Below are 23434 nucleotides of genomic sequence, written 5' to 3' on the forward strand. Positions count from 1 at the left end.
CGAAATAGGGGTCTACACTTATTATTTCGCAAGCAGGCCTAACGCTCAAACGGGCTTGACCCTACTTGAGCAGTTGCTTCTTCAGATAGTCGACCAGGTCGAGCTTGACGGTGCCGTTTTCCAGCTCTTTGGCGATCGCCTTGTTTGCCTCGCGGACGAGCTTTTCTTCCTTCTTGGCCAGCTTCTTGGCGAGCGTTCCTTCCAGTTGTTCGCCGATTTGCTCGGCCACTTCCCCATGCGCCTTGCCGATACGGTGAACGTAGAACCGCTCAAGTTCGATCTGCCCTCCGGTGACTGTGGGGGTTAGCTCGGCGGATGTCACCAGGCTCGACATGTCCCATTTGCTGTCAAGCTGCACATCCAGGTGAATCTTGACCGTCGCTTCGGTTACCACGCTCACGCCAAGAAGCCGCACGCCGCGGACCCACTGTTGGTACTCGGCTTCCCCTTGAAACTCGACCCGGGCATGAATCTGGCAGGTCGATCGCGTTGGGCCGACGCTCAGATTCTCGATCCAGATCCGCACATGCTGATTCGGGTCTTCGATATGTCCCAGGTAGCGGACCCAGTCTCCATGGTTCTTCGCTTCACGCACCCGTTCCAGCTTTAAGCTGTCCCACTTGCCACGGACTTTGAGGCGTTTGGTAAACTCGTGCGTGCTTCCCCAGTCTGATTCATCTTTGAACGACGTCGGTAGCGACCGGCGGACAGCATCTTCCAGAATGGGGGAAAGGATCTTCTCGAAGTCGGCCTGAGGTGCCGCTGCTAGCAGCGAGGGAACGAGTAAGCAGATGCCTGAAACAAGCAGCGGCAACGTTCTCCAATTTCGCGGTAACATGGGCCTCTCCCCAAGAAGGTGTGGACACTAAGACTGTTTATCGCAATTTTCTCGATTTGGTTCGCACGAATTCTCTAAAGTCGGACGAACCGGATTGGCACGGTTTTGCGAATTCTTCTAAGATTCCGTCCAAATTCTCGTACGCATCCCCTCTCTATCGTGGTTTCGCGAATGAACGGACTCATTCCAAACATCGGTCGACTTCTTGCCTGTGCTGTTTCGTGGGCCTGCTTGAACGTGCTAGCGTCGCCGGTCCAGGCCGAGGTGCCAGGGACCTGGTATTTGGATGCCCAACTGAATGACGTGAACTTTGTGGACGATCGTCATGGGGTTGCCGTTGGCGATCATGGGGCAATCTGGCATACCGATGACGGCGGAAGTGAGTGGAAGCAAATCCCCTCTGGCACCGATGCCCATCTGGCGAGTGTCTACTTCACCGACCCGCGACATGGTTGGGCGGTGGGCGGCTATCAACAGCCGTACAGCAGCCAAACGCGTGGTGTTGTGCTGACAACCAGCGATGGAGGGATGTCGTGGAATACGATGCCAGAGCAGTCCTTGCCGAAGCTGACCGGCGTGCGGTTTGAAGATACCCGCCATGGCTGGGCCGTCGGTCATGGCTCGCACATGTTTCCGACCGGGTTGTTTGAAACCAGCGACGGGGGCCGCAGTTGGCGAAGTTTGCCAGGTACTCAGAACACCCGTTTTCAAAAGTTTGCCGTGCTGCCTGGTGGTGAACTCCTTCTGGCAGGCGTTAGTGGGAATCTCTCGCTGGCCGATCGCGGCGGAATTCGCAAGCCGACGATCCTTGTCGACCCGCTACGAGACATGCAAGATGTTGTGGTTGCCGGTGCCAAAGACGCAACAGCAGTTGGGGAAGGGGGACTGATCCTTAATTCCAATAACGCTGGTGCGTCGTGGGAAGTCATTCTTCCCGGCCCGCTGCCGCAAACCAATCGCCAGGTCGACTTCTGCGCGGTCGAACGCTTAGGAAAGCATGTGTGGATTGCCGGCGATCCCGGTAGCTTTGTGCTGCATTCCAGTGATGGAGGGCAAACGTTCCAGACGCAAAAGCTTCCCACGACGGCCTCCATTCGGGCCATGTTCTTTCGCAGCGAAACAACCGGCTGGGCAGTCGGCTCTCTAGGTACCATCCTACACACCAAAGACGGCGGTCAAACGTGGACGGTCCAGCGACAAGGGGGCCAACGCCTGGCCCTGCTGGGCATCTTTCACGATGCCTCGGTCATCCCTTATGAGCTGGTGAGTCACCACGCCGGATCGCAAGGCTACTTTACTGGCATGGAAGTCATTAACCGTCCCATGCCACAAACGGGTAAAACTCGTCCGCCACTCGAAGATGCTCTGCTTCACAGTGGTGCGAACTTCGGTCACACGGCCTGGCAATTTCCGGCCTACGATGCACAGCTCAAGTTGACCGGTGATCAAATGGCCAAGACCTGGGATGCCGCCAACGACGGCCAGGGGCTTGCCGCTGCCGAAAACTACCTGGTGCAGCGCATTCGCCAATGGAAGCCCACCGTCGTTCTGACCGATTACGCCGATCCGACCGGCAAAGATCCCCTGGCCTACATGATCAATCAGTTGGTGCTACGAGCCGTCGAGAAAGCAGGCGACGCCGATAGCTTTCCCCAGCATCAGTCCGAGCTGGGGCTTGCTCCATGGACCGTGCCCCGGGTGTGCAGTGTCGTGCCAGAAGGTAAGAACGGTTCGATCACGCTGAATGCAACACAAATCTCGCCGCAACTGGCGATGTCCCTTTCCGAGCACGCTGGTGTTTCGCGTGGTATTGCTACAGGTCAGCTGGTTGAAAAGCCATCGACGTTGGAATTGAAAGTCTTGCGGTCGTCGGGGCTGATCGAAGGTCGCTTGAGCGATATTTTCACCAATCTTTCGGTGCCTGCCGGCAAAGGGGCACGACGACCGCCGCAGCAGATGTCGCTGGTCGACCTGGCTCAACTGCAGCGAGCGGCACAGAAACGCCGGAATATGTTCGAGATGATCAATCATGCCGTCAAAGATGAACAGCGCGGGGCGTTATTGCTAGGGCAAATGTTGAAGCTGTCGGAGGACTTGCCGCCGGCACGCAGCGTTGAAGTCCTTTCCCACCTGGCCGAGAAAGCTAACGAAAGCGGCAACCTTTCTCTTGCGGCGGATATGCATCATCAAATTGTCAGTACCTTTCCCACTCACGTCCTGGCCGAGCGTTCCGCCGCATGGCTTCTCGCTTACTACGCGAGCAGCGAGATTCAGTTCCTCAATCGAAATAGCGTGGAATTCGCGACTCCGACGGCTCCTCGGGAAATGCCAGAAGACGCAGAAGACGTGGAAGCAAGTGAAGTCGCTACTGTGTCGTTCGATAATCCCACCAACTACCGCCACCCGACCAAATCGCCGGAGCGTGCTGAGAAGCTGATTGCCGAACTGAATCAAAACATGCCGCAGGTCCTAGCCGACCCATCGCTGGCGTTCTTACTGGAACGATTACATGCCGAGCAAGGACATTCGCGGCAGGGAGAATCGTACATCCGTCGTCTGTTGAACCTGGGACAGGAAAATGCCTGGTGCCGCCGAGCCCAGTGGGAGTTGGTTCTCGGCCGCGGTAACAGCCGTGTCGATGCGCCGGTTGTGACCGCCAATTACGATGACTCTAAGCCCGTGCTCGACGGCCGCTTGAACGATCGCGTTTGGCAAACCGGCAAGCCGGTCGACTTCCAGGCCGGTACCCTTTCGCCGGAAGCAGGGGCCCCACCGGCTGCCATGATTGTCGGCTTTGACGAGGAATATCTCTATCTCGCGATTCGCTGTATGAAGTCGAAGAACTTCCGTTACGAAGCCCCCGGGCAACGCCCGCGCGAGCGTGACGCCGAACTGCAAACGAGCGATCGCGTGCACATCTATCTCGATCTCGATCGCGATTACGCCACGTCGTACTGTTTGTCGGTCGACTATCGCGGACGTACTGCCGATTCCCTCTCAGGCAACCTGGCCTGGAACCCCAACTGGTATGTTGCCGCCGATCAGGATGCAGCGACCTGGACCGTCGAGGCGGCCATTCCTTTCAAGGAACTATCGGGGCAGCTACTCAAGCCGGGCGATACCTGGGGGATGGCCGTCCAGCGGGTAATCGTCAGCGAAGGTACTGAGGCGTGGCCTTCCAGTGCCCTGTATGAAATGGGACCGAGCGAGTTCGGTCTCTTGCAATTTCAGTAAATCAGCTTAGAACGGTGCGAGTTGAAACAAGCGTAGTTCTCTCGCAAGTGGCACAAGCGTGGTATATCTGATCGGAATCGATGAAGCAGGTTACGGCCCCAATATCGGGCCGCTGGTCATCGGTGGTACCGTCTGGCAGCTCGATGAACGTCACGTCGATCTGGCGGAAGTCGAGTTGTACGACCTGCTGAAAGATGCCATCGCTCGCAAGCCCGGTCGCAAGCATCTGGCGATTGCTGACTCGAAAGTCGTCTACGGCAAACGCGATGATCTCTCGCTGTTGGAAGAAGCGGTTCTCTCCACCGGCGATTCCCTCAACCACGTCCACCCCATCTGGCATGGCTGCTGCGAGCCAGACCTGGGTGATGACACGCCGCAAGGCCTCGCCCCGTGGTATATCGGCTGGGAGCATACCAGCCCACTTCACGCCGCCAAGGAGACAATCGCCGAGCGAACCTCGCAGTTCACCACCGCTTGTGCGTCGTGCGGAGTTTCACTGGCCCAGGTACGAAGTGTCTTTCTGACCGAGAAAGCGTACAACGAGCGCCTCGACCGAATTGGCAACAAAAGCACCGTGCTCTCGCACGCATCGCTCGGGCTGGTACGGCGGCTACTCGAAGAGATCAAAGCCTCATCCCCCCAGGCTGTACGCATCGTTTGCGACAAGCACGGTGGGCGAGACTATTACGCCGGTCTCTTGCAGCACTTCTTTCCTGAGACTTGGTGGCAGATTCAGGAAGAGTCACGCGGCGTCAGTCGCTACACCGGCGAGGTCGGTCCCTTGGACGTATCCATCGAGTTTCGCTCCAAAGGGGAATGCTTCCTCCCCACGGCCCTGGCCTCGATCTATGCCAAGTTCCACCGCGAAGTCGCCATGCGGGCCATTAATGCTTACTGGGCCAAGCATGTGCCAGGAATTACCGAGACCGCAGGGTACCCGGTCGATGCGGCTCGTTTCGCCAGCGAGACTGAGGGCGCTCGCGCGCAGCAGAAGATACCGTGGGAAACTTTCTGGCGACTCAAGTAATGGAAGCGAACCGCTCGTTGTCGATCTGGGTCCAGGGGAATAAAATAACGAAAGTATGCGAAAAATAGACGGCGACCCAAACCGTTGCTTTCCCCCCAACAGAATCACAGGTTCATGGCCACTTTCGACGTGGAATCGCAATTGGATGTCGAGCGCATCCGGGCCGATTTCCCCATTCTGAATCAGGTTGACGAAGAACAGCATCCCCTTGTTTACCTCGACAATGGTGCCAGTAGCCAGCGTCCGGCCTCGGTGGTTAACTGCCTAAGTGATGTCTATACAAAGCATTACGCTAATGTGCACCGGGGGGCACACCGGCTCAGTGGCGAGTCGACCGATCTGTTTGAAGAGGCTCGTCGGGCCGTCCAGCGGTTTCTCGGGGCGGCGTCCGAGAACGAAGTCATCTTCACCAGCGGCACTACCATGGGCATCAACCTGGTGGCCCGCAGTTGGGGCGATGCCAACGTCACCGCAGGCGACGAGATTCTGCTGACCGAGATGGAACACCACTCGAATCTCGTCCCTTGGCAGCAGTTGGCTCAGCGAACCGGGGCCACGATCCGTGCGATTCCGGTCACCGACGATGGCCAGCTGGATCTCGATTCCTTGCCGGCGCTACTTACCGAACGAACCAAGATGGTGGCCTTCGCGGCCGTTTCGAACGTGCTGGGGACCATCAACCCGGTGGCTCAGATCACCGAGGCGGCCCATGCCGTGGGGGGCAAGGTGCTGATCGACGCAGCCCAGGCCGTGCCGCACGAAGCGATCGATGTGGGTACCTGGGATGCGGATTTCGTGGCATTCAGTGGCCATAAAATGCTGGGACCATCAGGCGTGGGTGTGCTGTACGGCAAGCAGTCGCTGTTGGAAGAGATGCCGCCGTTTTTAGGTGGAGGAAGCATGATCGATATCGTTGAAATCGATCGATTCACGCCTGCCATGTTGCCGGCCAAGTTTGAAGCCGGTACCCCTCCCATTGCCGACGCAATCGCCATGAAGCCGGCGATTGAATACCTGGAGCAGGTCGGCCTGGCTCGCATTCTGCAGCACGAGCAATCACTGGCCGCTTACGCGCACGAGTTGTTAGCCGATGTGCCGGGGCTGAAGATCTTGGGGCCCGATGTCAGTAAGAAGGCGGGCATCGTCAGCTTTGTGATCGATGGCCTGGCTGCCAGCGATATCGCGACATTTCTCGATGGACGCGGGATTGCCGTTCGCGAGGGGCATCATTGCACCCTGCCGCTGCATAAAAAGCTAGGCATCAGCGCGAGCGTGCGGGCCAGTTTTTATCTGTATAACACGCGCGAAGAGGTTGAAAAGCTGGCCGATGCAGTACGGACGACGGTCGAATTTTTCGGCTAAACCGTATCACAGGTCACCAGACGTTCGGCTGTAAATCCGCTAGACTGGTCGTTAGACACGATCATTACCGCGGTTTTTTTTTCGGACAGGATATCAGGCAAATGTCTCAGAAAGACTACACCCGACGCGACTTTCATAAGCTTTCGGCGGCTGCCCTCAGTGGCATGCTCGCGGCCGGTACCATCGGTTGTGGTGCGCAGCCCGATGCCCAGACGACCAGTGACACTCCAGCCGAAGGGGAAGGGACCTCGACCGTCGCCAAGCATGCTTGCCGCGGCTTGAACGAGTGCAAAGGTCAAGGGGCCAAAGGGACCAACGAGTGTGCTGGTGCTGGAGCGTGTGCGACCGTCGAATCTCACATTTGCGGCGGACACAATAAGTGCAAAGGGCAAGGGGGTTGCGGCCAGACGCCTGGCGCAAACGAGTGTGCCGGTAAAGGTGGTTGTCACGTGCCGATGACTGGTGGTATGTGGAAGAAGGCCCGCGAACTGTTTGAAGAGCGGATGAAAGAGAAGGGTGTCGAACTGAGCCCTGCTCCGGAACCGGCTGCCTAAGACCAAGATCGCCTGGCTTACTCTGGGAAGCGATAATGCCACAGCCACGGCTTGGCCATGAAAACTTGGGACTGGGGGTCGGACTTCGCGCCCCCCATTTCCCCTATATCTTAAAGCACTGGCCGGCAGTCGACTGGTTCGAGATCATCTCCGAGAACTACATCGACTCGCAAGGACGCCCTCGGTATGTCCTAGACCAGATTGCCGAACGCTACCAGGTGGTGATGCATGGCGTGTCCCTCTCGATCGGCAGCACCGATCCGCTCGACTTCGATTACCTGGCCAAGCTGAAGTCTCTGTCTCAATCGATCGGTGCCCGGTGGATCTCCGATCATGTTTGCTGGACCGGCGTTTCCGGAAAGAATACGCATGACCTACTGCCGATTCCCTACAACGAAGAGACTCTTCAGCACGTCGCCCAGCGCGTTCGCCAGGTGCAAGAGTTTCTCGAACGGCCCCTGATCCTGGAAGATCCCAGCAGCTACGTTACCTTCGCCGCGTCGACCATGACGGAGTGGGAATACCTCACCGCGTTAACCCAAGAGACAGGCTGCGGACTGCTGCTCGACGTGAATAACGTTTACGTGTCGGCTGTAAATCACGACTTTGATCCGGTCGAGTACATCGAGAACCTCCCGTGGGAGAGCATCGTCCAGTTTCACTTGGCGGGGCACACCAACATGGGCGATTACTGCATCGATACGCACGACGGCCACGTGATCGACCCGGTTTGGAAGCTATATCGCCTGGCCCACGAGCGAACCGGCGGTGTGTCGACTCTCTTGGAATGGGACGCCAATATCCCTGACTTCCCCACGCTTCATGCCGAAGTTCTCAAGGCGAAGAAGTTTATTCAGGGGGAAACGATCATCACTGATGAAACCGGCAATGATCGTCACACTACTCTGCCCCACCCCGCGCATCGTATTGAGCACGAAGTGAACTAGCGCGATGACCGACCGCAAACCAAGCGTGCCTGACTTACCGGTGCTGCAGAAGTGGATGCAGTCGGTGATTACCCATGTCGACGGCGTGGTCGCAGGGATTCATTCACCGGAGTCCCAACAGCACGTCGCCGTCGATGCGTCGCAGATCGAATCGGTCGTCACCCCCAGCGAGCGGCGAACAAGCGTGCAGCGATTAGAGGTGTACGCCCACGCGTACTATGCTCGGCTGATCGAGTGCTTGAAGTCAATTTACCCGCTGTTTGCCAAAACGGTCGGGGACGAACTATTCGATCAGTTCGCGGTCACCTATCTGCAGCAGTATCCGTCGCAGTCGTACACGCTGAACCGCCTGGGAGACCGGTTTCCTGAATTCCTGGAAGAGACGAGCCCGACCTACAGAACGGATCAGTGGAGTTTTGAGGATTTCCTGGTGGGTTTGGCAGTCGTTGAGCGTTCCATCGACTTGATCTTCGACGGGCCTGGCTTTGAGGGGCAAGAAGCCGTTTCTCCCGTCCAGATGGAAGGTATTTCTCCCGAGAGCTTCGCCGAGGCGACGTTCGAGGTTGTGCCTTGTCTACGGCTGCATGCCTTCCCTTTTCCCGTGAACGACTTCATCACGGCGGTGAAGCGGGACGCCCAGTCGCCCATTCCTGAGTTTGAACCCAGTTGGCTGGCACTCACGCGGAGGGATTTCATCGTCCGCCGCGTACCCCTTTCGCGACTGGAGTATCACATCCTTTACGGACTAGTTGAAGGAGCGACTGTCGCACAATCCATCGGTGGGGCACTGATAGAGGTTGAGCAGCCGGACAACCTTCAGGCAGATCTAGCAGCGGCTTTCGCAAAATTTGCCTCTGAGCAGTTCTTTCTGGCAATTGATGTCCAGTCGGAGCGAACAGCAGGATAGGCAAATTATTACCCTTTGCCTGGGATCTTCACCAACACATAAACGTTCCCCGTCCCGATCCCGAGAATGGGTAAATCTTATGTAAGAAGCGAGGAAATGGAGGGGGAATGGGGGGCACTGTGGCTTGTGATTGGCCCAAGAGCCCCTACAATCAGTGAGTTACCTTGGGGTTCTGATTCTAGAGCTCCATGTATTGGCAGGGTTACCCATCCGGTTTCCCCCATCCTTGCCTGATCTAGTTCTTTGAGGGCCGCAATGGCATTGGTTAGCTGGGTTCGAGGTCGTGTTTTTAACTTCGTTCACCGTAACAACTTAGTGTATAATACTTGCTGGGAAGACCCCCGCTTGGACCGGGTCGCCCTTGAGATTCAACCCCACCACAATGTGATGGTCATCACGTCGGCAGGTTGCAACGCGCTAGACTATGTGCTGGCCGGGGCAAATCATGTTTACGCGGTCGACATGAATCCACGGCAAAATGCCCTGTTGGATCTCAAAAAGTCAGCCATCCAGAACCTGGAGTATGAAGACTTCTTCTCCATGTTCGGCAAAGGCCAACTTCTCGACTTCAAGGAAACTTACAAGTCGAAACTGCGTGGTTCGCTGCCCGAATGGTCTCGCAGTTACTGGGATCGGAAGATCAAGTACTTCCGCCCTCGTAAGAAGCGAAGCTTCTACTTCCGCGGAACGTCTGGTGCGTTCGCCAAGGTGGTGAACATGTACGTCGAGAACGTCCTGCGGATGCGACCGCTGGTTCTCGATCTGCTGGATGCCAAGAGCTTGGAAGAGCAGAAAGAGATCTTCGAGATCATCGATCGCAAGCTGTGGACAGGCCCACTCAAGTTTGCCATGAGCCGCGACACCACCTGGAGCCTGGTGGGCGTGCCGCGTGCTCAGCGCGAACACTTGGAGAAGCAATACTCCAATGGTATCGTCGACTTCGTGCAAGACAACATGCGAGCCGTCTTCGCCGAACTGCCTATCCAGGACAACTACTTCTGGCGCGTGTACGTGACCGGCCAATACACCGAAGCCTGCTGTCCAGAGTACCTCAAGCCGGAGAACTTCCAGAAGTTGAAGGACGGCCTGGTACACAAGGTCAGCACCCATACCGATTCAGTGCAGCATTTCCTCGAAAAGCACGAGGGGCACCCGATTCATCGCCTGGTGCTGCTGGATCACCAGGACTGGCTGACTGACAAGCTTTACTTCGCCCTGGTCAACGAATGGCAGGCCATTGCTAATCGGATGGAAGGGGAAACCGATGCCCGCATCATCTGGCGAACTGGCGGTTTGAACACCGACTTCATCGATGAAGTCGAGATCACCCACAAAGGCCAGAAGATTCAGGTCGGCGAACTGTTGACCTACAACCAGCCACTAGCCGACGAGCTTCACGTCAAAGATCGCGTGCACACCTACGGGGCGTTCCGCATCGCGGACATCGCTGCCTAAGTTTGAGTCCACGCTAATCTTGAGGAGCATCGGATGAGTCTGGCTTCAGATCTGAAAGTCTTGTATCACTTGGCCGTGAAGCCGGTGAAGGGAGACAACCACGCAGAGCGTTTAGACAGCTTCTATAGCGGTCAGGCCGGCGCGTACGATGACTTCCGCAAACGCCTGCTCAAAGGGCGGGAAGAAATGTACCGCTCGATCGAGCCCCAGCAGGATGCCGTGTGGGTCGACATGGGGGGCGGAACCGGATCGAATCTTGAATTCATTTCCGATCGCATCGGCACGCTGAAACATGCCTACGTGGTCGACCTGGCTTCGTCGCTGCTCAAGGTGTGCGACGACCGCATCAAGGAGCGTGGCTGGAACAACGTGAAGACCGTTGAGGCCGACGCCACTACCTGGACGCCGGACGAAGGTTACGCGGACGTCGTGACGTTTTCTTACTCACTGACGATGATTCCCGATTGGTTCGCAGCTATCGATAACGCGCTGCGAATCTTGAAGCCCGGCGGAACGATCGGCGTGGTCGATTTTTACGTCTCGCGTAAGTTCCCCGACGAGTCCCTCAAGCGTCATCCGTGGTTCACGCGTAGTTTCTGGCCAGTGTGGTTCGCGTCGGACAATGTCTTTCCGTCGCGCGATCATGTCCCCTATTTGAGGCGACACTTCGAAACCACCAAGCTGGAAGAGAACCGGGCCAAGGTTCCCTACTTGCTGTGGTTCAAGACACCCTATTACATCTTCACTGGCACCAAGCGTGAAGCGTAGGTCGGCACGATAGCCAAATGGAACTTCCACAAACGAAATAGGCAAGCCCATGGCGAAATCGGTTCTCTCACCATCCTTCCTGTTTCAGTATTCGGTCCCACTGAATTACCGCGAGAAGATCTGGCAGCAAAAGCCGCTGGAATACTCGGAAGAGTACCGGGTGCGCGGGTTCGGAGAGCTCGACAGCCGCAAGCAGTTTGCCGATGTTCGTGGTGGCTGGAACGAACGTGGTGTTTCTTTCTCCGTACTGGTCACGGGTAAACGGCAACCGGTATGGTGTCGAGAAAGTCGCGTCGACGAGAGTGACGGATTTCAGTTGTGGATCGATACCAGGGCCACGCACAACGTGCACCGCGCGACCCGGTTTTGTCATCGCTTCGCTTTTCTGCCCATTGGTGCCGGCCCCAGCTACCGCGATCCCGTTGGCGATCAGCTACTGATCAACCGTGCGAGAGAGAACGCCAACCCGGTCCGCCCTGGCGACTTGCGCGTTCGAGGAACGTTAACCAAAGATGGCTACTTGCTCGAGTGCTGCGTGCCGGCGACCAGCCTGACCGGGTACGATCCCAGCGAGTACGACAAGCTCGGATTCTTCTACGCCGTGATGGACCGCGAACTAGGCTGGCAGACGCAAAGCGTCAACACGCAGTTCCCCATCGACGAAGACCCGAGCATCTGGACAACCCTCGAGCTGGTTCGTTAGTAGTCTCGCAAGATCTCGACAGCGGCATTCTTGCCGCACGCCCCCATCACACCACCGCCAGGGTGGCTGGCGGCTCCGCACAGGTACAGTCCTTTTACCGGAGTGCGATGATCAGCCCAGCCTGGGATCGGTCGCATGGCGAAGAGCTGATTGAAGTTCATCGCCCCTTGCATGATGTTGCCTCCAGTCAGCCCGTATACTCGTTCGAGATCGAGCGGCGAGAGGACCTGGCGATGGATGACGGCCCCTGGCACGTTCGGAGCATACTGGCCAATCTTGGCGATGCAGCGATCGGCAAACGATTCCTTGATGTCGTCCCAGTTTGCGTCCCGCAGCTTGTAAGGGGCGTACTGTACAAAGATCGACAGAATGTGTTGCCCTTCCGGGGCGATCGTTTTGTCGACCGAGGTGGGCATCGTCATTTCGAGAATAGGTTCTTCGCTCGCGCGGCCATACTTGGCGTCGTCGTACGCGCGTTCGATGTAGTCCATCGTGGGCGAGATGTGCATCGTGCCGCGATGAATCGGGCTCAGGCCTGATTCGGGGTACGCCGTGAACTGTGGCGGTTCAGCCAGGGCGAGGTTGATCTTTGCCGAAGCGGAAGCGTAATCGATGTTCGAGATAGCCCGCAGGAAATCGGCCGGCAGTTGATCTGGCGAAAGGAACTTGCGGAACGTCAGGTTGGCGTCCACGCTCGAAGCCACTACTTTGGCTTCGTAGTTTGTTCCATCTTCGAGTTCGACCCCTTGCGTCTTTCCTTCGCTGGTGTGGATCTTGGCGACCGGTGCTTCACGAACGATCGTTACCCCCAGTTCTTCGCAGGTCTTGGCTAGTGAAGCGGCAATGCCCCCCATACCTCCTTCGACGAAACCCCATACGCCCCGCTTGCCGCCGGCTTCGCCCATCACGTGATGCAGTAGCACGTAGGCGGTACCTGGTGCCGAGATTGACGCGAACGCGCCGATGATCGCATCGGTAGCCAGAGTGGCTCGTAGAGGTTCACTCTCAAACCAGCGCTCGAGGATTGGCCGGGCCGCGCCGGAAAGGAGCTCGATCGCTTCGGGGATCTCTCCGCCAAGTTTGCCAAACGTCTGGTAGAAGTTCCACAGACGTGATGTGTCGCGAATCTTTTTGGTCAGCGAGACGTTGCGCCATTCTTTGGGCATCGGCAGCGGGTCAGGAGCGGTCTTCATCAGGATCGGTTCGACGACCGCGGCAATGCGCTCGAGCAGTTCGTTGTACTTCGGATACTGTTCGGCGTCGTGCTGGCTGAACTTGGCGATTTCCTTCGTGTTGCTGGCGACATCGTGCCCCAGCAGCAGGTAGCGTCCATCGTCGGTAGGGGTGAACGAGGCAGGATCGCGTGGCAGGATCTTCAGGCCGTTCTGCTTCAGCTTCAGATCACGAATTATCTCCGGCAGAAGCAAGCTGACCACGTAAGAGGCGGTCGAGACCTTGAAGCCAGGCCATAGTTCTTCGCTGGTCGAGCACCCTCCCAGCACGTGCCGACGTTCGAGCACCGCGACTTTTTTGCCGGACTTAGCCAGATACGCGGCGGTAATCAAGCCGTTGTGTCCCGCGCCGATTACAACGCAATCAAAGTGCCCGCCACCGGATGCCATACCTTAACCAATCCTTGCTGAGGGAAGTCTGCGACTGAGGGATATCAATCTAGACTTCGCCACAAGCAGGCGGAAAAGTTTACCGGGGCATCAGCAATCGAATCGATCGGTATAACCCTGATAAGCGAGTCAGGCCTGGGATTACCTGAGATCGGGAATATCGGTGATGCCGGTGAGCCGCGTAAACTCTTGCAGACGTTGCTGCGACGTGACCTTCTCGATCGAGTCGGTCATGTTTGCGTTGGCCAGTTTAAACCACTGAGCCGCGCGGCCGAGAAACTTATTGCGTTCGGCACCAGGTGGACTGCTGATACCAATTTCCCACCACCCTTCAGCAATCTTGAATTGGACACGAGGATCAATCGGTGCGGTCAATTCCGTCTCGGCCAGGTACTCGAACCGATCGTCGTTGCTTCGCAGCAGGAACGGGAATCCCTTTTCCCAGTCGTTGCGATGAACGCACCAGAACTTGCCAACCATTAAGTTACCTGCCTCGTCGAGCGAAGGAACTTCGAGCGAGAGGAAACGGGCCTGAATGGCATCGTAGTCCTTACGCGAGGCCTTGATGCGTTCTTTCAGTTGATCCAGTTCGGCAATGACTTTCTGATCGTTTTGGCTGGCGGCAAAGCGAGTGCCAATCTGAATCAGTTCGTTCATCGCCTCGTAGTTGTTCTCTTGTTCGGCACGTTCCAGAACGGACTTAGCCACCTCGCGAAACTCGGGAAGCTCGTGCGCTGGAATCTTTTGCAGGTTCTCTGCCCCGAAGCGTACGGTGTACAAATCGGAACTGAAGCTGTCGACTTGGAACGTCTCTTGCAGCTTATCGAACGCGTCTTTCAACAGCACGGGGTTCTTGGCCAGGATGGCGAAGCGATAGGCGATCTGCAGAGCTGCACATTGTTTGGCCGGATCGTTCTTCAAATATTCCGCATGCTGAAGGAGCTTCGTGGCGATCTCTTCCTTCTTCTTGTCCTGGTCAGCCGCACGAGCTTCGTTCTGGAATAGGCGTCGCAATTCAAGCGTCGCGCTGTCGATTTCAACGCGCGAGGGAAGCGGCAACTTGTTAGGGTCGAGATCGTTTCGCGATAAGGCAGCACCAGGCTCGGTGGAAGTCATCGAGGTTTCGACCGGGCTATTCGTGCCGTTGGTGGTGCCAAGCTTCTGAGGAGTGCTTGTGGCAATTTCACCCAGGCTGATCGGGTTACTGACGATGAATAGTCGGTTGAGGTGATCGTTGCTGATCACGGGGAATTCGTGAACGACACCATCCCCAGTAATCGCTAAGAAGCGGCTGTCCGGCCAGCCTGTGATGGCCATAGCGGGGTCTAGCGGATCGAACGCCAGATCATCGGGCTTGGTCCAAACCACGCGATGGGCCGGATCGGCGACTTCCACCACCACGACTGAATTGTGCAGGCCTCGCGGACTGAGCGAGCTTACTGGGTTCGCTCGGCGATCATTCGCAGCACACGTGGGGCCAGTCATGAACACGAAGTTCGTGCGATCGTCCGGTGTTTCCGGCGTCATGAACGCGTATGGCTTTTCGCCTGACAGCTTGATGTTGTGCGGGCTATCCCACGGTTCATCCAGTTTGAACTTGTTGTACAGATCGGTGTAACCGAGATACGGAAGCAAGTGGACTCGCCAGCTTAGCAATTGTCGTCCACTTTTGTCGGTAGGGGAAGCGGCGGGGATTGTTTGGTTATCCGCAATCTGCTGGGCCAGAGCCTGGCCGAGAATGTGCAGAACGGCTTTTGATCGCGCTTTGGTATGGGCTCGATCACCTTGGACCGGCTGAAGCTTGAAACCTTCGAGGATCGCAAATCGATCGCGGGCACCGGGGATCTGTGTCGTCGAAGTCTCGGTTGGTGTGACCGACGCAACCTCGGTTGTGGCCGCCGGGGTTACCGGGGCCATCGGTTCTGCCGCAGGCTCTGGTTGGGGAGTTGGATCTGGCGTTGGTTTCTCGACTGGTTTCGTTTCAGCAGCCGGAGCAGGAGCGGCGGGCTTGGTTTCCGCAGGCTTCTTTGCGGCAGGTGGCGTTGGCTTGGGTTCTTCCGCAGCAGGCTTCTTGGCAGGGGCCTCCGCTGGTTTTTCTTCGTCGTTACCCGAATTTCGCTTGAAATCGAATCGGGCCAGCTTGCTCGACGGGGAATCTCCCCCGCAACCGCCGCAGCCGGTCATCCCCAAACAGACAAACGCTACAAAAACCCACGAAGCCAGTTGCTTCGAATTTGCCCAAATCATAGAGCCAAAAGTCATCGCGAACCGTAGGAGTCAGGTTGATCGGTCCAGCGGACCATCAACGGGTTTCTAGAACCATCCGCTCCTTTAATCGCGGATGGGACAATGCATCAGGCGTGTATTGTAGACGACTTCCCCGGCTGCCAATTGTGGCGAAAATGCAATTAGCGCATTCTTCATCTGCTCGCAACAAACCCATCGCAAATGGGCTTGTCGCCGGTCAATTTCCGGTCCACAACCTTCCCAGTTGCAGCCCCAGCACGATCGCACCGACCCCCAGGGTAACGTTCAGCAGGACGTTCGCCGCTGCCAGGTAGAACTTTCCGTACGGTGCATCCTGATACAGCAGCACCGTCTCGAAACCAAAGGTCGAAAACGTCGTGAACGATCCGAGCAAGCCCGAGAGGAGCACCGTACGCCAGAAAGCCGGAAGGATTTCGTGGTGGTGCCCCAGGTATCCCAGGAAGCCGAATACTAAACACCCCAGCACGTTCACCGCTAACGTGCCGATCGGGAAACGCACCGAGTCGAATTCAGGCGAATAGCCTTGAAGGAACGAGCCCACGTAGACGCGCCCCAACGCACCCAATGCTCCGAAAAGTGCGATGGTCAGGATGAGGATAACTTTGGTCATGCGTCTTTCCCTAACAGCGTTCTGCGATACGACTTCAGCTTACGTGACAGCCTCGCTACGGGCCAGGGTAATCAGCATCGAAGGGGGCAAGTCGGTCAGCCCACTGTGACGCAGCATGTTGATGGCCTGGGCGGTGGTGTAATGGGCATGCGTCGCCACGTGCAGAAGGACATCCATAGCCTGGCTACCGATGCGTTGCCCCTGGTAGCTACTGGAACTTTTGCGATAGATGGTTTGCGTCAGGTCCTCTGGCGTCAGCGAGTTGAGATATGCACTCCAGCGCTGATCGAGTTTCTGCCAACGCTCGATCAGCATCGTTCGTGACGTTGCGGCTCCCTCTCCTTCCTGATTGCCAGGCAGCTTTCCGGCGACATCGCCCGGGGCAATCGCATCGTCTGTTCCTTGCAGCGCCGCCAGCCAAACGAATTCGGCGGCATACATGTGGCAAATCGTTTTCCAAAGGGTCTCTTGCCCAATTTCGTGGGGCTGATGCAACTGCTCTTCGCTAAGATGGCCGCAGGCTTCCAGCAGGTGATGGGTGGCCCAGACGCGATGCTGGTGCAGACGCAAGATCGGAGTGACGGCATTCATGGGGGATGTTCCTGTCGATGAAAAAAGCGGCCCTGGAAACCAGGACCGCTTTAAGATATTCGATCGTTGCGAATCGTTCGACGTTATTTGTCGTCGAGAATATCAACGGCCTTGAAGGCCTGGCCTTCCAGCATCGACAAGCTGGCACCGCCGCCGGTCGAAACGTGGGTGACTTTGTCGTCCAGGCCGAACTGGCCGATCGCAGCGGCACTGTCACCACCACCGATGATGCTGATCGCATCCGACTCCGCAATGGCTTCGGCGACGGCCTTGGTACCGGCGTCGAACGGAGGCATTTCGAACACGCCCATCGGACCATTCCAGACAACCGTTTGGGCGTCCTTCACCAGGTCGGCGTAGAGCTTGGCCGTTTCTGGACCGACGTCGAGACCTTCGTATTCGTCCGGAATCTCGCCTGCCTTGACAACCAGCTTGTTGCAGTCGCCACTGAAGTCATCGCCGCAATGGGTGTCGACCGGCAGAACCAGCTTGTCGCCGCCAGCTGCGATCAATTCTTTGGCCAGTTCAACCTTGTCCTTTTCGACCAGGCTCTTGCCAACCTTGCCACCCTGGGCCAGCGAGAATGTGTAAGCCATGGCCCCACCGATGAGCACTTTATCGCAGATGCCCAGCAGGTTCTTGATGACCATGATCTTGTCGGAAACCTTGGCACCACCCAGGATCGCGACGAACGGACGCTTGGGGTTGCCGATGGCGTCGGACAGGTAGGTGATTTCCTTTTCAACCAGGAAACCAACAACCTTCGGCTTGCCGTCCATCGCTTCCGGCACGGCAACCATCGAGGCATCGGTGCGGTGGCAGGTACCAAACGCGTCGTTGCAGTAGATGTCGGCAAACGCGGCGAGCTTGCCAGCGAACGCGGCGTCACCTTTCTTTTCGCCCTTTTCAAAGCGAAGGTTTTCCAGCACCACGACACCACCATCGGTCAGGGCAGCAACCTTGGCGGCCGCATCGTCACCCACCGTATCCGAGGCGAAAGCAACTTCTTTGCCCAGCAATTCACCCAGGCGAACCGCGGCAGGCTTCAGGCTGTAAGCCGAGTTGTCTTCGCCTGGCTCAGGACGGCCCAGGTGGCTCATCAGGATCAACTGACCGCCACGATCGACAACCGATTTGATCGAAGGAAGGGCCATTTCGATGCGACGATCGTCCGTGATCTTGTCACCGTCCAGCGGGACGTTAAAGTCAACCCGCATTAGGACTTTCTTGCCACTAACGTCTACGTCGGCGATCGATAGCTTTGCCATGGGGGATTCAAGCTCCGAGTAAGGATCTTCAAATTTGTGCGTTGAAACCGCCAATGTAACGCTTCAGTGGGCCTTGCAAAAGGTGCCGCCCCAGGGGCAGGCGTTTACGACGTTTTCGTCCGCAGTAACCGCAGGCTATTGGCAATCACTGCCAGCGAAACGCCTGTGTCGGCCAGAATGGCCAGCCATAGGTTGGAAAAGCCGACCATCGTCAGAACGATAAAGATCACCTTGATCGCCAGGGCCGCAAAGATATTCTGCCGGATCAGGCGCAATGTTTTTCGGCCATGAGCAATCAGCCACGGCAGCTTCTCGATCTCGTCCGACATCAGCGCGACGTCGGCCGTTTCGATCGCCGTATCACTTCCCATCGCACCCATGGCAATCCCCACGTCTGCCGCGGCCAGCGCGGGACCGTCGTTGATGCCGTCGCCAACCATGGCCACCAGTTTGTGGTCGTGCCGCAGACGCGTGACCGCTTCGATCTTGTCTTCTGGCAACTGCTCGGCCTTCCAGGCATCGACTCCAACTTCCTCGGCAACTTGCTGAACCACGTTTGTTCGGTCGCCAGAAATGAGTTCGACCTGCGCGACCCCCAGGCGGTGCAGCGACGCGACCGCATGAGCTGCCGTTTCTCGTAGCTGATCTTGCAAGTGCAAGGTTGCCAGAATCTGATTCCCTTGTCCCAGGACCACCGCATTGACGCCCGTATTGGCAACGGCGGCTTCAATACCGGCGACGTCCGCGCCTTGTTCGGTCGCGAGACGTGTGCTGCCGAGCCAGAACGTTTGCCCGTCGGTTTGCCCAGAGATGCCGCGTCCGGGAATTTCTTCGACCTGGGCAAACTCCGCCGGGATTCCCTGGTGTTGTTCGACGTAATTCAGAATCGCTTTGGCGATGGGATGCGTGCTGTGGTTCTGCACCCCAGCGGCCAGGGCCAAGGCTCGTTCTTCGGTGATATCTCCCAAGCACTGTACGCTTATCACCGATGGCATCCCGGTGGTCAGCGTCCCGGTCTTGTCGAGCACAACCGCTTTGACTTTGGCGATCGTTTCCAGCGAAAGGCCTCCTTTGACCAGCACCCCATTGCGTGCGGCCGCCGTCAAAGCGGACACAATGCTGACCGGTGTCGAGATCACCAGCGCACACGGGCACGCGATAACCAGCAGGACGAGCCCGTTGTAGAACCAGGTCGTCGCCGATTCGACTGACCAGCCAATGATCGTCGGAGGAATCACCATCACGGCCACCGCCAGCAGCATCATCGTGGGAGTGTACCAGCGGGCAAACTGATCGACCCACTGTTCGCTTGGGGCGCGGCGCTGGTAGGCCTGATCGATCAGCCGCACGATCCGGTTCAAAAGCGTGGATCCGGAGGTCCCTTCCACACGGAACTCGATGCTTCCGCTGCCGTTGATGGTGCCTGCGTAAACGGGATCGCCAGGTTCTTTTTCAACCGGGACCGACTCACCGGTGATCGGCGCTTGATCGATCGCGGAAACCCCTTGAACGACGGTACCATCCAAGGGAATACGTTCGCCGGGACGCACAAGGCAGATGTTACCGTTCTCGATTTCATCGGTCGCGACTTCTTCGATCCCCTCTTCTGTTTTCACTCGCGCGACGTCTGGGGCCAGCGACATGAGCGATTGGATCGAACGCCGGGCCTTGGCGACACTGCGCTGTTCGAGGACTTCCGACAACGTGAACAGGAACGTCACCATCGCCGCTTCGAAGAAGTCCCCCAGGACAATTGCACCGATAACCGCGACTGTCATCAGCAAATTCATATCGGCGGAAAACCGCAGGACCGATTTCAAAGCTTTGGGGGCGATCCAGCGAAGGCCCAGGGAAATTGAAATCAGGTATAGCAGGATCGACAGGACTGAGATCGAATGCACCCCGTCCCCATGCCCGAAGAGTGCCGCGAGCCCGCCGGACTCCCAGGCCTGAATCACCACCGCCACCAACAGAAACGCACCACTGCGAACCAAGGCCCGCTCGCGTTTGTAGTTATGCCGTACCGGCTCTTCTGCCGCCGTCGCCTGGGGCGTCTCGATCACTTCCTGAGCTGTCATGCCCAGCGAACGGACCGCTTCCAACAACCGTTTGACGTTCCAGTGTTCGGCGTCGTACTGTACGTCCATCCGCCCCCGCATGACGTCGAAGTCGAGCTTCTCTATCCCTGGCTTCTCGGCTAGGCCGTCCTTGAGAATTCGTACTTCTTCCGCGCAGTCGAGTTCGGCAACCTGAAGGATGACCGACGAGAACCGGGCAGATGAGTCGTCCTGAGCTTGGTGTGTCATCCGGATCTACTTGGGTGATAGGGCTTTAGGAAAACGGATGTACCCGAATGGTAGCGTTGAAAAGCCCGCGGTCAAAGCCCTTGTAACCACTTGGCATCTAAGCAGTTGGCGTCTAAGCTGAAACGTTTCCCCCGAACGTGTGAATGCGTACCGGGGACAACCCTTTGTTGTGGAACCCAAATCCATGCTGTTGCTGGCGATCTATTGCCTACTGATCATCGCTGCCTCCCTGCTGGGAGGGTGGCTGCCAGTGGTCATCCGCCTGACGCATACCCGCATGCAGATGATGATGAGCGCCGTCGGTGGTCTGATGCTGGGGGTGGGTATTCTGCACATGCTGCCGCACGGGATAGCCGAGTGCAACTCGCTCGACTGGGCGATGGGCAGTTTGCTGGTGGGCTTGATAACGACCTTCTTCCTGATGCGGCTATTTCACTTTCACGAACATGCCCCCATCGAAAACGAATACCCCGGCACGACCGCTGGCGATCATAAGCACGGCGGCCACTTGCATTGTGATCATGAACATGATCATCCTGGACACGCGCATGGGCACAATCATTCGCATAATGCCCCTGACTCGAAGATGCGCTGGCTGGGGGTCTTCATGGGCCTATCGCTGCATACTCTGTTAGATGGCATCGCGTTGGCCGCTGGCGTTTCAGCGGCCGCCCATCACAATTCGGCTTTCATGGGGCTCTTGGGGCTGGGTGTCTTTCTGGGGATCTTCCTGCACAAGCCGCTCGACGCGTTGTCGATCACTTTCATCATGCGTCAAAGCAAGTGGCCGGTGAGCGTCATCAATATCGTCAATCTGGGATACGCGTTGATGTGCCCTCTGGGCGTGCTGGTATTCTTCGCTGGCTACAACGGATTCGATGCCGACAAGCAGTTCATGGTAGGCCTGGCCCTCTGTTTTTCGGCAGGTGTCTTCCTGTGTATCTCGCTGGCCGACATCTTGCCGGAAGTACAGTTCCACTCGCACGACAAGGTTAAGCTCTCGCTGGTCATGCTGCTGGGGGTTGCGGTGGCCTACCTGATCGGTTTCGCCGAGCCAGGGGGTCTGCACGACCACAGTAAACCGCCGCAAGACCAATCCGCGGAAGTCACCGAACCGTAGCAGCTATGGCGTGCGTGGAATCCGGGCATCGGCTCCGTGGCGTGTTCTTGGTTTGGGGGAAACCGGCACGTTAATGAACCAGTTCAGCAAAAGCCCCAAAACGAAGCCCACGATCAGCATCGTGAAAAACGGAACTGGGGCGTTGGCCGTCTCCCACCCATGCTGTAGCGACGACCCAAAGATGGTTGCCAGGGTGACCATCGGGAAGAAGAACGCGGCCAGAATGTTCAAGCGATGTGCCGAGACCGCCATGCGGTGGCTGCTGGCCGCTTGTTGTTCGGTGCGTTGGGCGATCAAAAAGTCGAGTTCGTTCTTCGCTTCGTTGTACAGCAGTTCGGCCGAGCGTTCCAAGTCGTAGCTGCGATCGCGGAAGTTAATCATCGTTCGGTCGTTGCCTGATAGCTCGCGGGCCGACTGTAGCGTGCTGTGCAAGTTTCGCGTTGCCCTGAGCAGCGGACCGAGTTCGCTGATCACGCGAAAGTACTCTTCGCTCGACTGGGCATCGTTCTCCGCTTTCTCGAGCTTGGCGATCGCGGCGTTGTACTCTTCCAGATGCTTGATCATCGACGACGGTCCCTGACCCAGATCGCTGCTTTGTAGCGTCCCGGCCGGGTTGCGCCAAAAGTAACGTCCGCCACGAACACGTTCGCCATGGCGTGGTGGCCGATGCGTGACAATTAACAAGTGTCCATCTGCTTGCATGACACGCTGGCGACCCGGTCCGTCTCCCAATCGCTGGTGAAAGATCTGGGGTACTTCCCAACTCATCGGCAATGGTGATGCGGTGCTCATCGGACAGATGCTCTCCAGGTTGGATCGAAATGCAAAAGCGCATGGGGCTATATGCAAATGGCGCTTCGCTATAGATCTCAAAAAATAGCGAAAATTCGTCCCGAATCCATAAAAACTTCGCCTGAATCGTGCGGAATCTTGCCACGGTCGATCGTTTCAACCAAAATCAACTGCATAATTTTCGTGTCCCGCCGACGTAGTGCTATTCTCTACGATCTGTCGGTCCCCCCCACAGACACGAATCCATCCCCGAACAAGAAGACATTCGTACTTCGAAAAGGAAAACTCATGTTGAAGCGTTTGGCCGCAGGTGCCCTGGTTTGTTTGATGTTGTCCGCTGTCGCTACCGCCGCCGAAGGCGAGTGGAAGTCGCTGATGGACGGCAAGTCGTTCGAAGGTTGGAAGATCAGCGAAAACCCTGATTCGTGGAAGATCGAAGACGGTGCGTTCGTCGCCAAGGGTGATCGCAGCCACCTCTTCTATGTCGGCGAAGACAAGCCGTTCAAGAACTTCGAATTCAAAGCTAAGGTCAAGACCAACGAGAACAGCAACGGTGGCATCTACTTCCACACCAAGTTCCAAGACACCGGCTGGCCAAAGTATGGCTTCGAAGCCCAGGTGAACAACACCCACAAGGATCCGAAGAAGACCGGTGGTATCTACTCGGTCAAAGACGTCATGAACAACTCGCCAGCCAAAGACGGCGAATGGTTCGACTATTACATCAAGGTTGATGGCAAGCACATCGTGACCAAGATCAACGGTAAGGTCGCTGCCGACTACACCGAACCAGACGACGCCCAACCAGGCAAAGATTTCACTCGCGTCCTGGACAAGGGTACCTTCGCCCTGCAAGCCCACGATCCAGGCAGCACCGTCTGGTTCAAGGACATCCAGGTTCGTCGTCTGGACGACTAGTTTTCATACATAAGAACAAAACGAGAACGGCCGCGACACAATCGCGGCCGTTTTTGTTTCTTGGTGTTTTGATGGTAGAGGCGTAGGCTCTATTGGAACAGCCACGGGCTAGATGCCATGCCAACTTGGACGAACGTGAGGCAC

The 23434-nt window shown here is 57.1% G+C and carries 19 protein-coding genes; 11 read left to right on the forward strand and 8 right to left on the reverse strand.

The window, feature by feature from the left end; translation table 11 throughout:
• Nucleotides 1–61 precede the first annotated feature (61 nt).
• Nucleotides 62–838, reverse strand: a complete 777-nt coding sequence (locus C5Y96_RS14005; protein ID WP_146115660.1) for a hypothetical protein — start codon at nucleotides 836–838, stop codon at nucleotides 62–64.
• 171 nt (nucleotides 839–1009) lie between these two features.
• On the opposite strand from C5Y96_RS14005, the gene C5Y96_RS14010 reads away from it, so the two are divergent.
• The 9 genes from C5Y96_RS14010 to C5Y96_RS14050 all read left to right on the forward strand — a co-directional run bounded on the left by C5Y96_RS14010 (nucleotide 1010) and on the right by C5Y96_RS14050 (nucleotide 11795).
• Complete coding sequence (locus C5Y96_RS14010) at nucleotides 1010–4072, forward strand: YCF48-related protein (RefSeq protein ID WP_105354409.1); 3063 nt, start codon at nucleotides 1010–1012, stop codon at nucleotides 4070–4072.
• A gap of 58 nt (nucleotides 4073–4130) precedes the next feature.
• Nucleotides 4131–5099 carry a hypothetical protein gene (locus C5Y96_RS14015; RefSeq protein WP_105354412.1) on the forward strand — a complete coding sequence of 323 codons (969 nt, stop codon included), beginning with the start codon at nucleotides 4131–4133 and terminating at the stop codon, nucleotides 5097–5099.
• Nucleotides 5100–5213: 114 nt separating this feature from the next.
• A complete protein-coding gene (locus C5Y96_RS14020; RefSeq protein ID WP_105354415.1) occupies nucleotides 5214–6461 on the forward strand; it encodes an aminotransferase class V-fold PLP-dependent enzyme in 1248 nt (415 codons plus the stop codon).
• A 101-nt stretch (nucleotides 6462–6562) separates the two neighbouring features.
• Nucleotides 6563–7015 carry a twin-arginine translocation signal domain-containing protein gene (locus C5Y96_RS14025; protein ID WP_105354417.1) on the forward strand — a complete coding sequence of 151 codons (453 nt, stop codon included), beginning with the start codon at nucleotides 6563–6565 and terminating at the stop codon, nucleotides 7013–7015.
• Nucleotides 7016–7050: 35 nt separating this feature from the next.
• Entirely contained in the window at nucleotides 7051–7962 is a 912-nt protein-coding gene (locus C5Y96_RS14030; protein WP_105354420.1) for a DUF692 domain-containing protein, read from the forward strand.
• A gap of 4 nt (nucleotides 7963–7966) precedes the next feature.
• Nucleotides 7967–8869, forward strand: a complete 903-nt coding sequence (locus C5Y96_RS14035; protein WP_105354423.1) for a DNA-binding domain-containing protein — start codon at nucleotides 7967–7969, stop codon at nucleotides 8867–8869.
• A 255-nt stretch (nucleotides 8870–9124) separates the two neighbouring features.
• Nucleotides 9125–10324, forward strand: a complete 1200-nt coding sequence (locus tag C5Y96_RS14040) for a DUF3419 family protein (RefSeq protein WP_105354425.1) — start codon at nucleotides 9125–9127, stop codon at nucleotides 10322–10324.
• 33 nt (nucleotides 10325–10357) lie between these two features.
• Nucleotides 10358–11092 carry a class I SAM-dependent methyltransferase gene (locus C5Y96_RS14045; protein ID WP_105354428.1) on the forward strand — a complete coding sequence of 245 codons (735 nt, stop codon included), beginning with the start codon at nucleotides 10358–10360 and terminating at the stop codon, nucleotides 11090–11092.
• A gap of 49 nt (nucleotides 11093–11141) precedes the next feature.
• A complete protein-coding gene (locus tag C5Y96_RS14050) occupies nucleotides 11142–11795 on the forward strand; it encodes a hypothetical protein (RefSeq protein ID WP_233198964.1) in 654 nt (217 codons plus the stop codon).
• Here the strand turns inward: C5Y96_RS14050 and C5Y96_RS14055 are convergent.
• From C5Y96_RS14055 to C5Y96_RS14080, 6 genes are all read right to left on the reverse strand, one after another.
• The gene (locus tag C5Y96_RS14055) at nucleotides 11792–13417 is read right to left on the reverse strand and encodes a phytoene desaturase family protein (protein WP_105354431.1); all 1626 of its coding nucleotides are present in this window, start codon (nucleotides 13415–13417) and stop codon (nucleotides 11792–11794) included. The two genes, C5Y96_RS14050 and C5Y96_RS14055, sit on opposite strands and share 4 nt — an antisense overlap.
• A gap of 141 nt (nucleotides 13418–13558) precedes the next feature.
• Nucleotides 13559–15664, reverse strand: a complete 2106-nt coding sequence (locus C5Y96_RS14060; protein WP_105354433.1) for a DUF1559 domain-containing protein — start codon at nucleotides 15662–15664, stop codon at nucleotides 13559–13561.
• A gap of 217 nt (nucleotides 15665–15881) precedes the next feature.
• Nucleotides 15882–16295, reverse strand: coding sequence for a fluoride efflux transporter FluC (locus C5Y96_RS14065; RefSeq protein WP_105354435.1), 414 nt, complete (start codon nucleotides 16293–16295; stop codon nucleotides 15882–15884).
• Between the two features lie 39 nt (nucleotides 16296–16334).
• The gene (locus C5Y96_RS14070) at nucleotides 16335–16886 is read right to left on the reverse strand and encodes a DinB family protein (RefSeq protein WP_105354437.1); all 552 of its coding nucleotides are present in this window, start codon (nucleotides 16884–16886) and stop codon (nucleotides 16335–16337) included.
• A gap of 83 nt (nucleotides 16887–16969) precedes the next feature.
• Complete coding sequence (locus C5Y96_RS14075) at nucleotides 16970–18154, reverse strand: phosphoglycerate kinase (RefSeq protein WP_105354439.1); 1185 nt, start codon at nucleotides 18152–18154, stop codon at nucleotides 16970–16972.
• Nucleotides 18155–18258: 104 nt separating this feature from the next.
• Nucleotides 18259–20460: a heavy metal translocating P-type ATPase gene (locus C5Y96_RS14080; RefSeq protein ID WP_105354441.1), complete on the reverse strand. Its 2202-nt coding sequence runs from the start codon at nucleotides 20458–20460 to the stop codon at nucleotides 18259–18261.
• Between the two features lie 184 nt (nucleotides 20461–20644).
• Here C5Y96_RS14080 and C5Y96_RS14085 point away from each other — a divergent pair, with 184 nt between their 5' ends.
• Complete coding sequence (locus C5Y96_RS14085) at nucleotides 20645–21580, forward strand: ZIP family metal transporter (protein WP_105354443.1); 936 nt, start codon at nucleotides 20645–20647, stop codon at nucleotides 21578–21580.
• A gap of 3 nt (nucleotides 21581–21583) precedes the next feature.
• On the opposite strand, the gene C5Y96_RS14090 is transcribed toward C5Y96_RS14085, so the two are convergent.
• The gene (locus tag C5Y96_RS14090) at nucleotides 21584–22372 is read right to left on the reverse strand and encodes a hypothetical protein (protein ID WP_105354445.1); all 789 of its coding nucleotides are present in this window, start codon (nucleotides 22370–22372) and stop codon (nucleotides 21584–21586) included.
• A 288-nt stretch (nucleotides 22373–22660) separates the two neighbouring features.
• Between C5Y96_RS14090 and C5Y96_RS14095 the strand changes: the two genes are divergently transcribed.
• Nucleotides 22661–23290: a DUF1080 domain-containing protein gene (locus C5Y96_RS14095; protein WP_105354447.1), complete on the forward strand. Its 630-nt coding sequence runs from the start codon at nucleotides 22661–22663 to the stop codon at nucleotides 23288–23290.
• Nucleotides 23291–23434 lie beyond the last annotated feature (144 nt).

The organism is Blastopirellula marina, from assembly GCF_002967715.1.
Lineage (GTDB): Bacteria > Planctomycetota > Planctomycetia > Pirellulales > Pirellulaceae > Bremerella > Bremerella marina_B.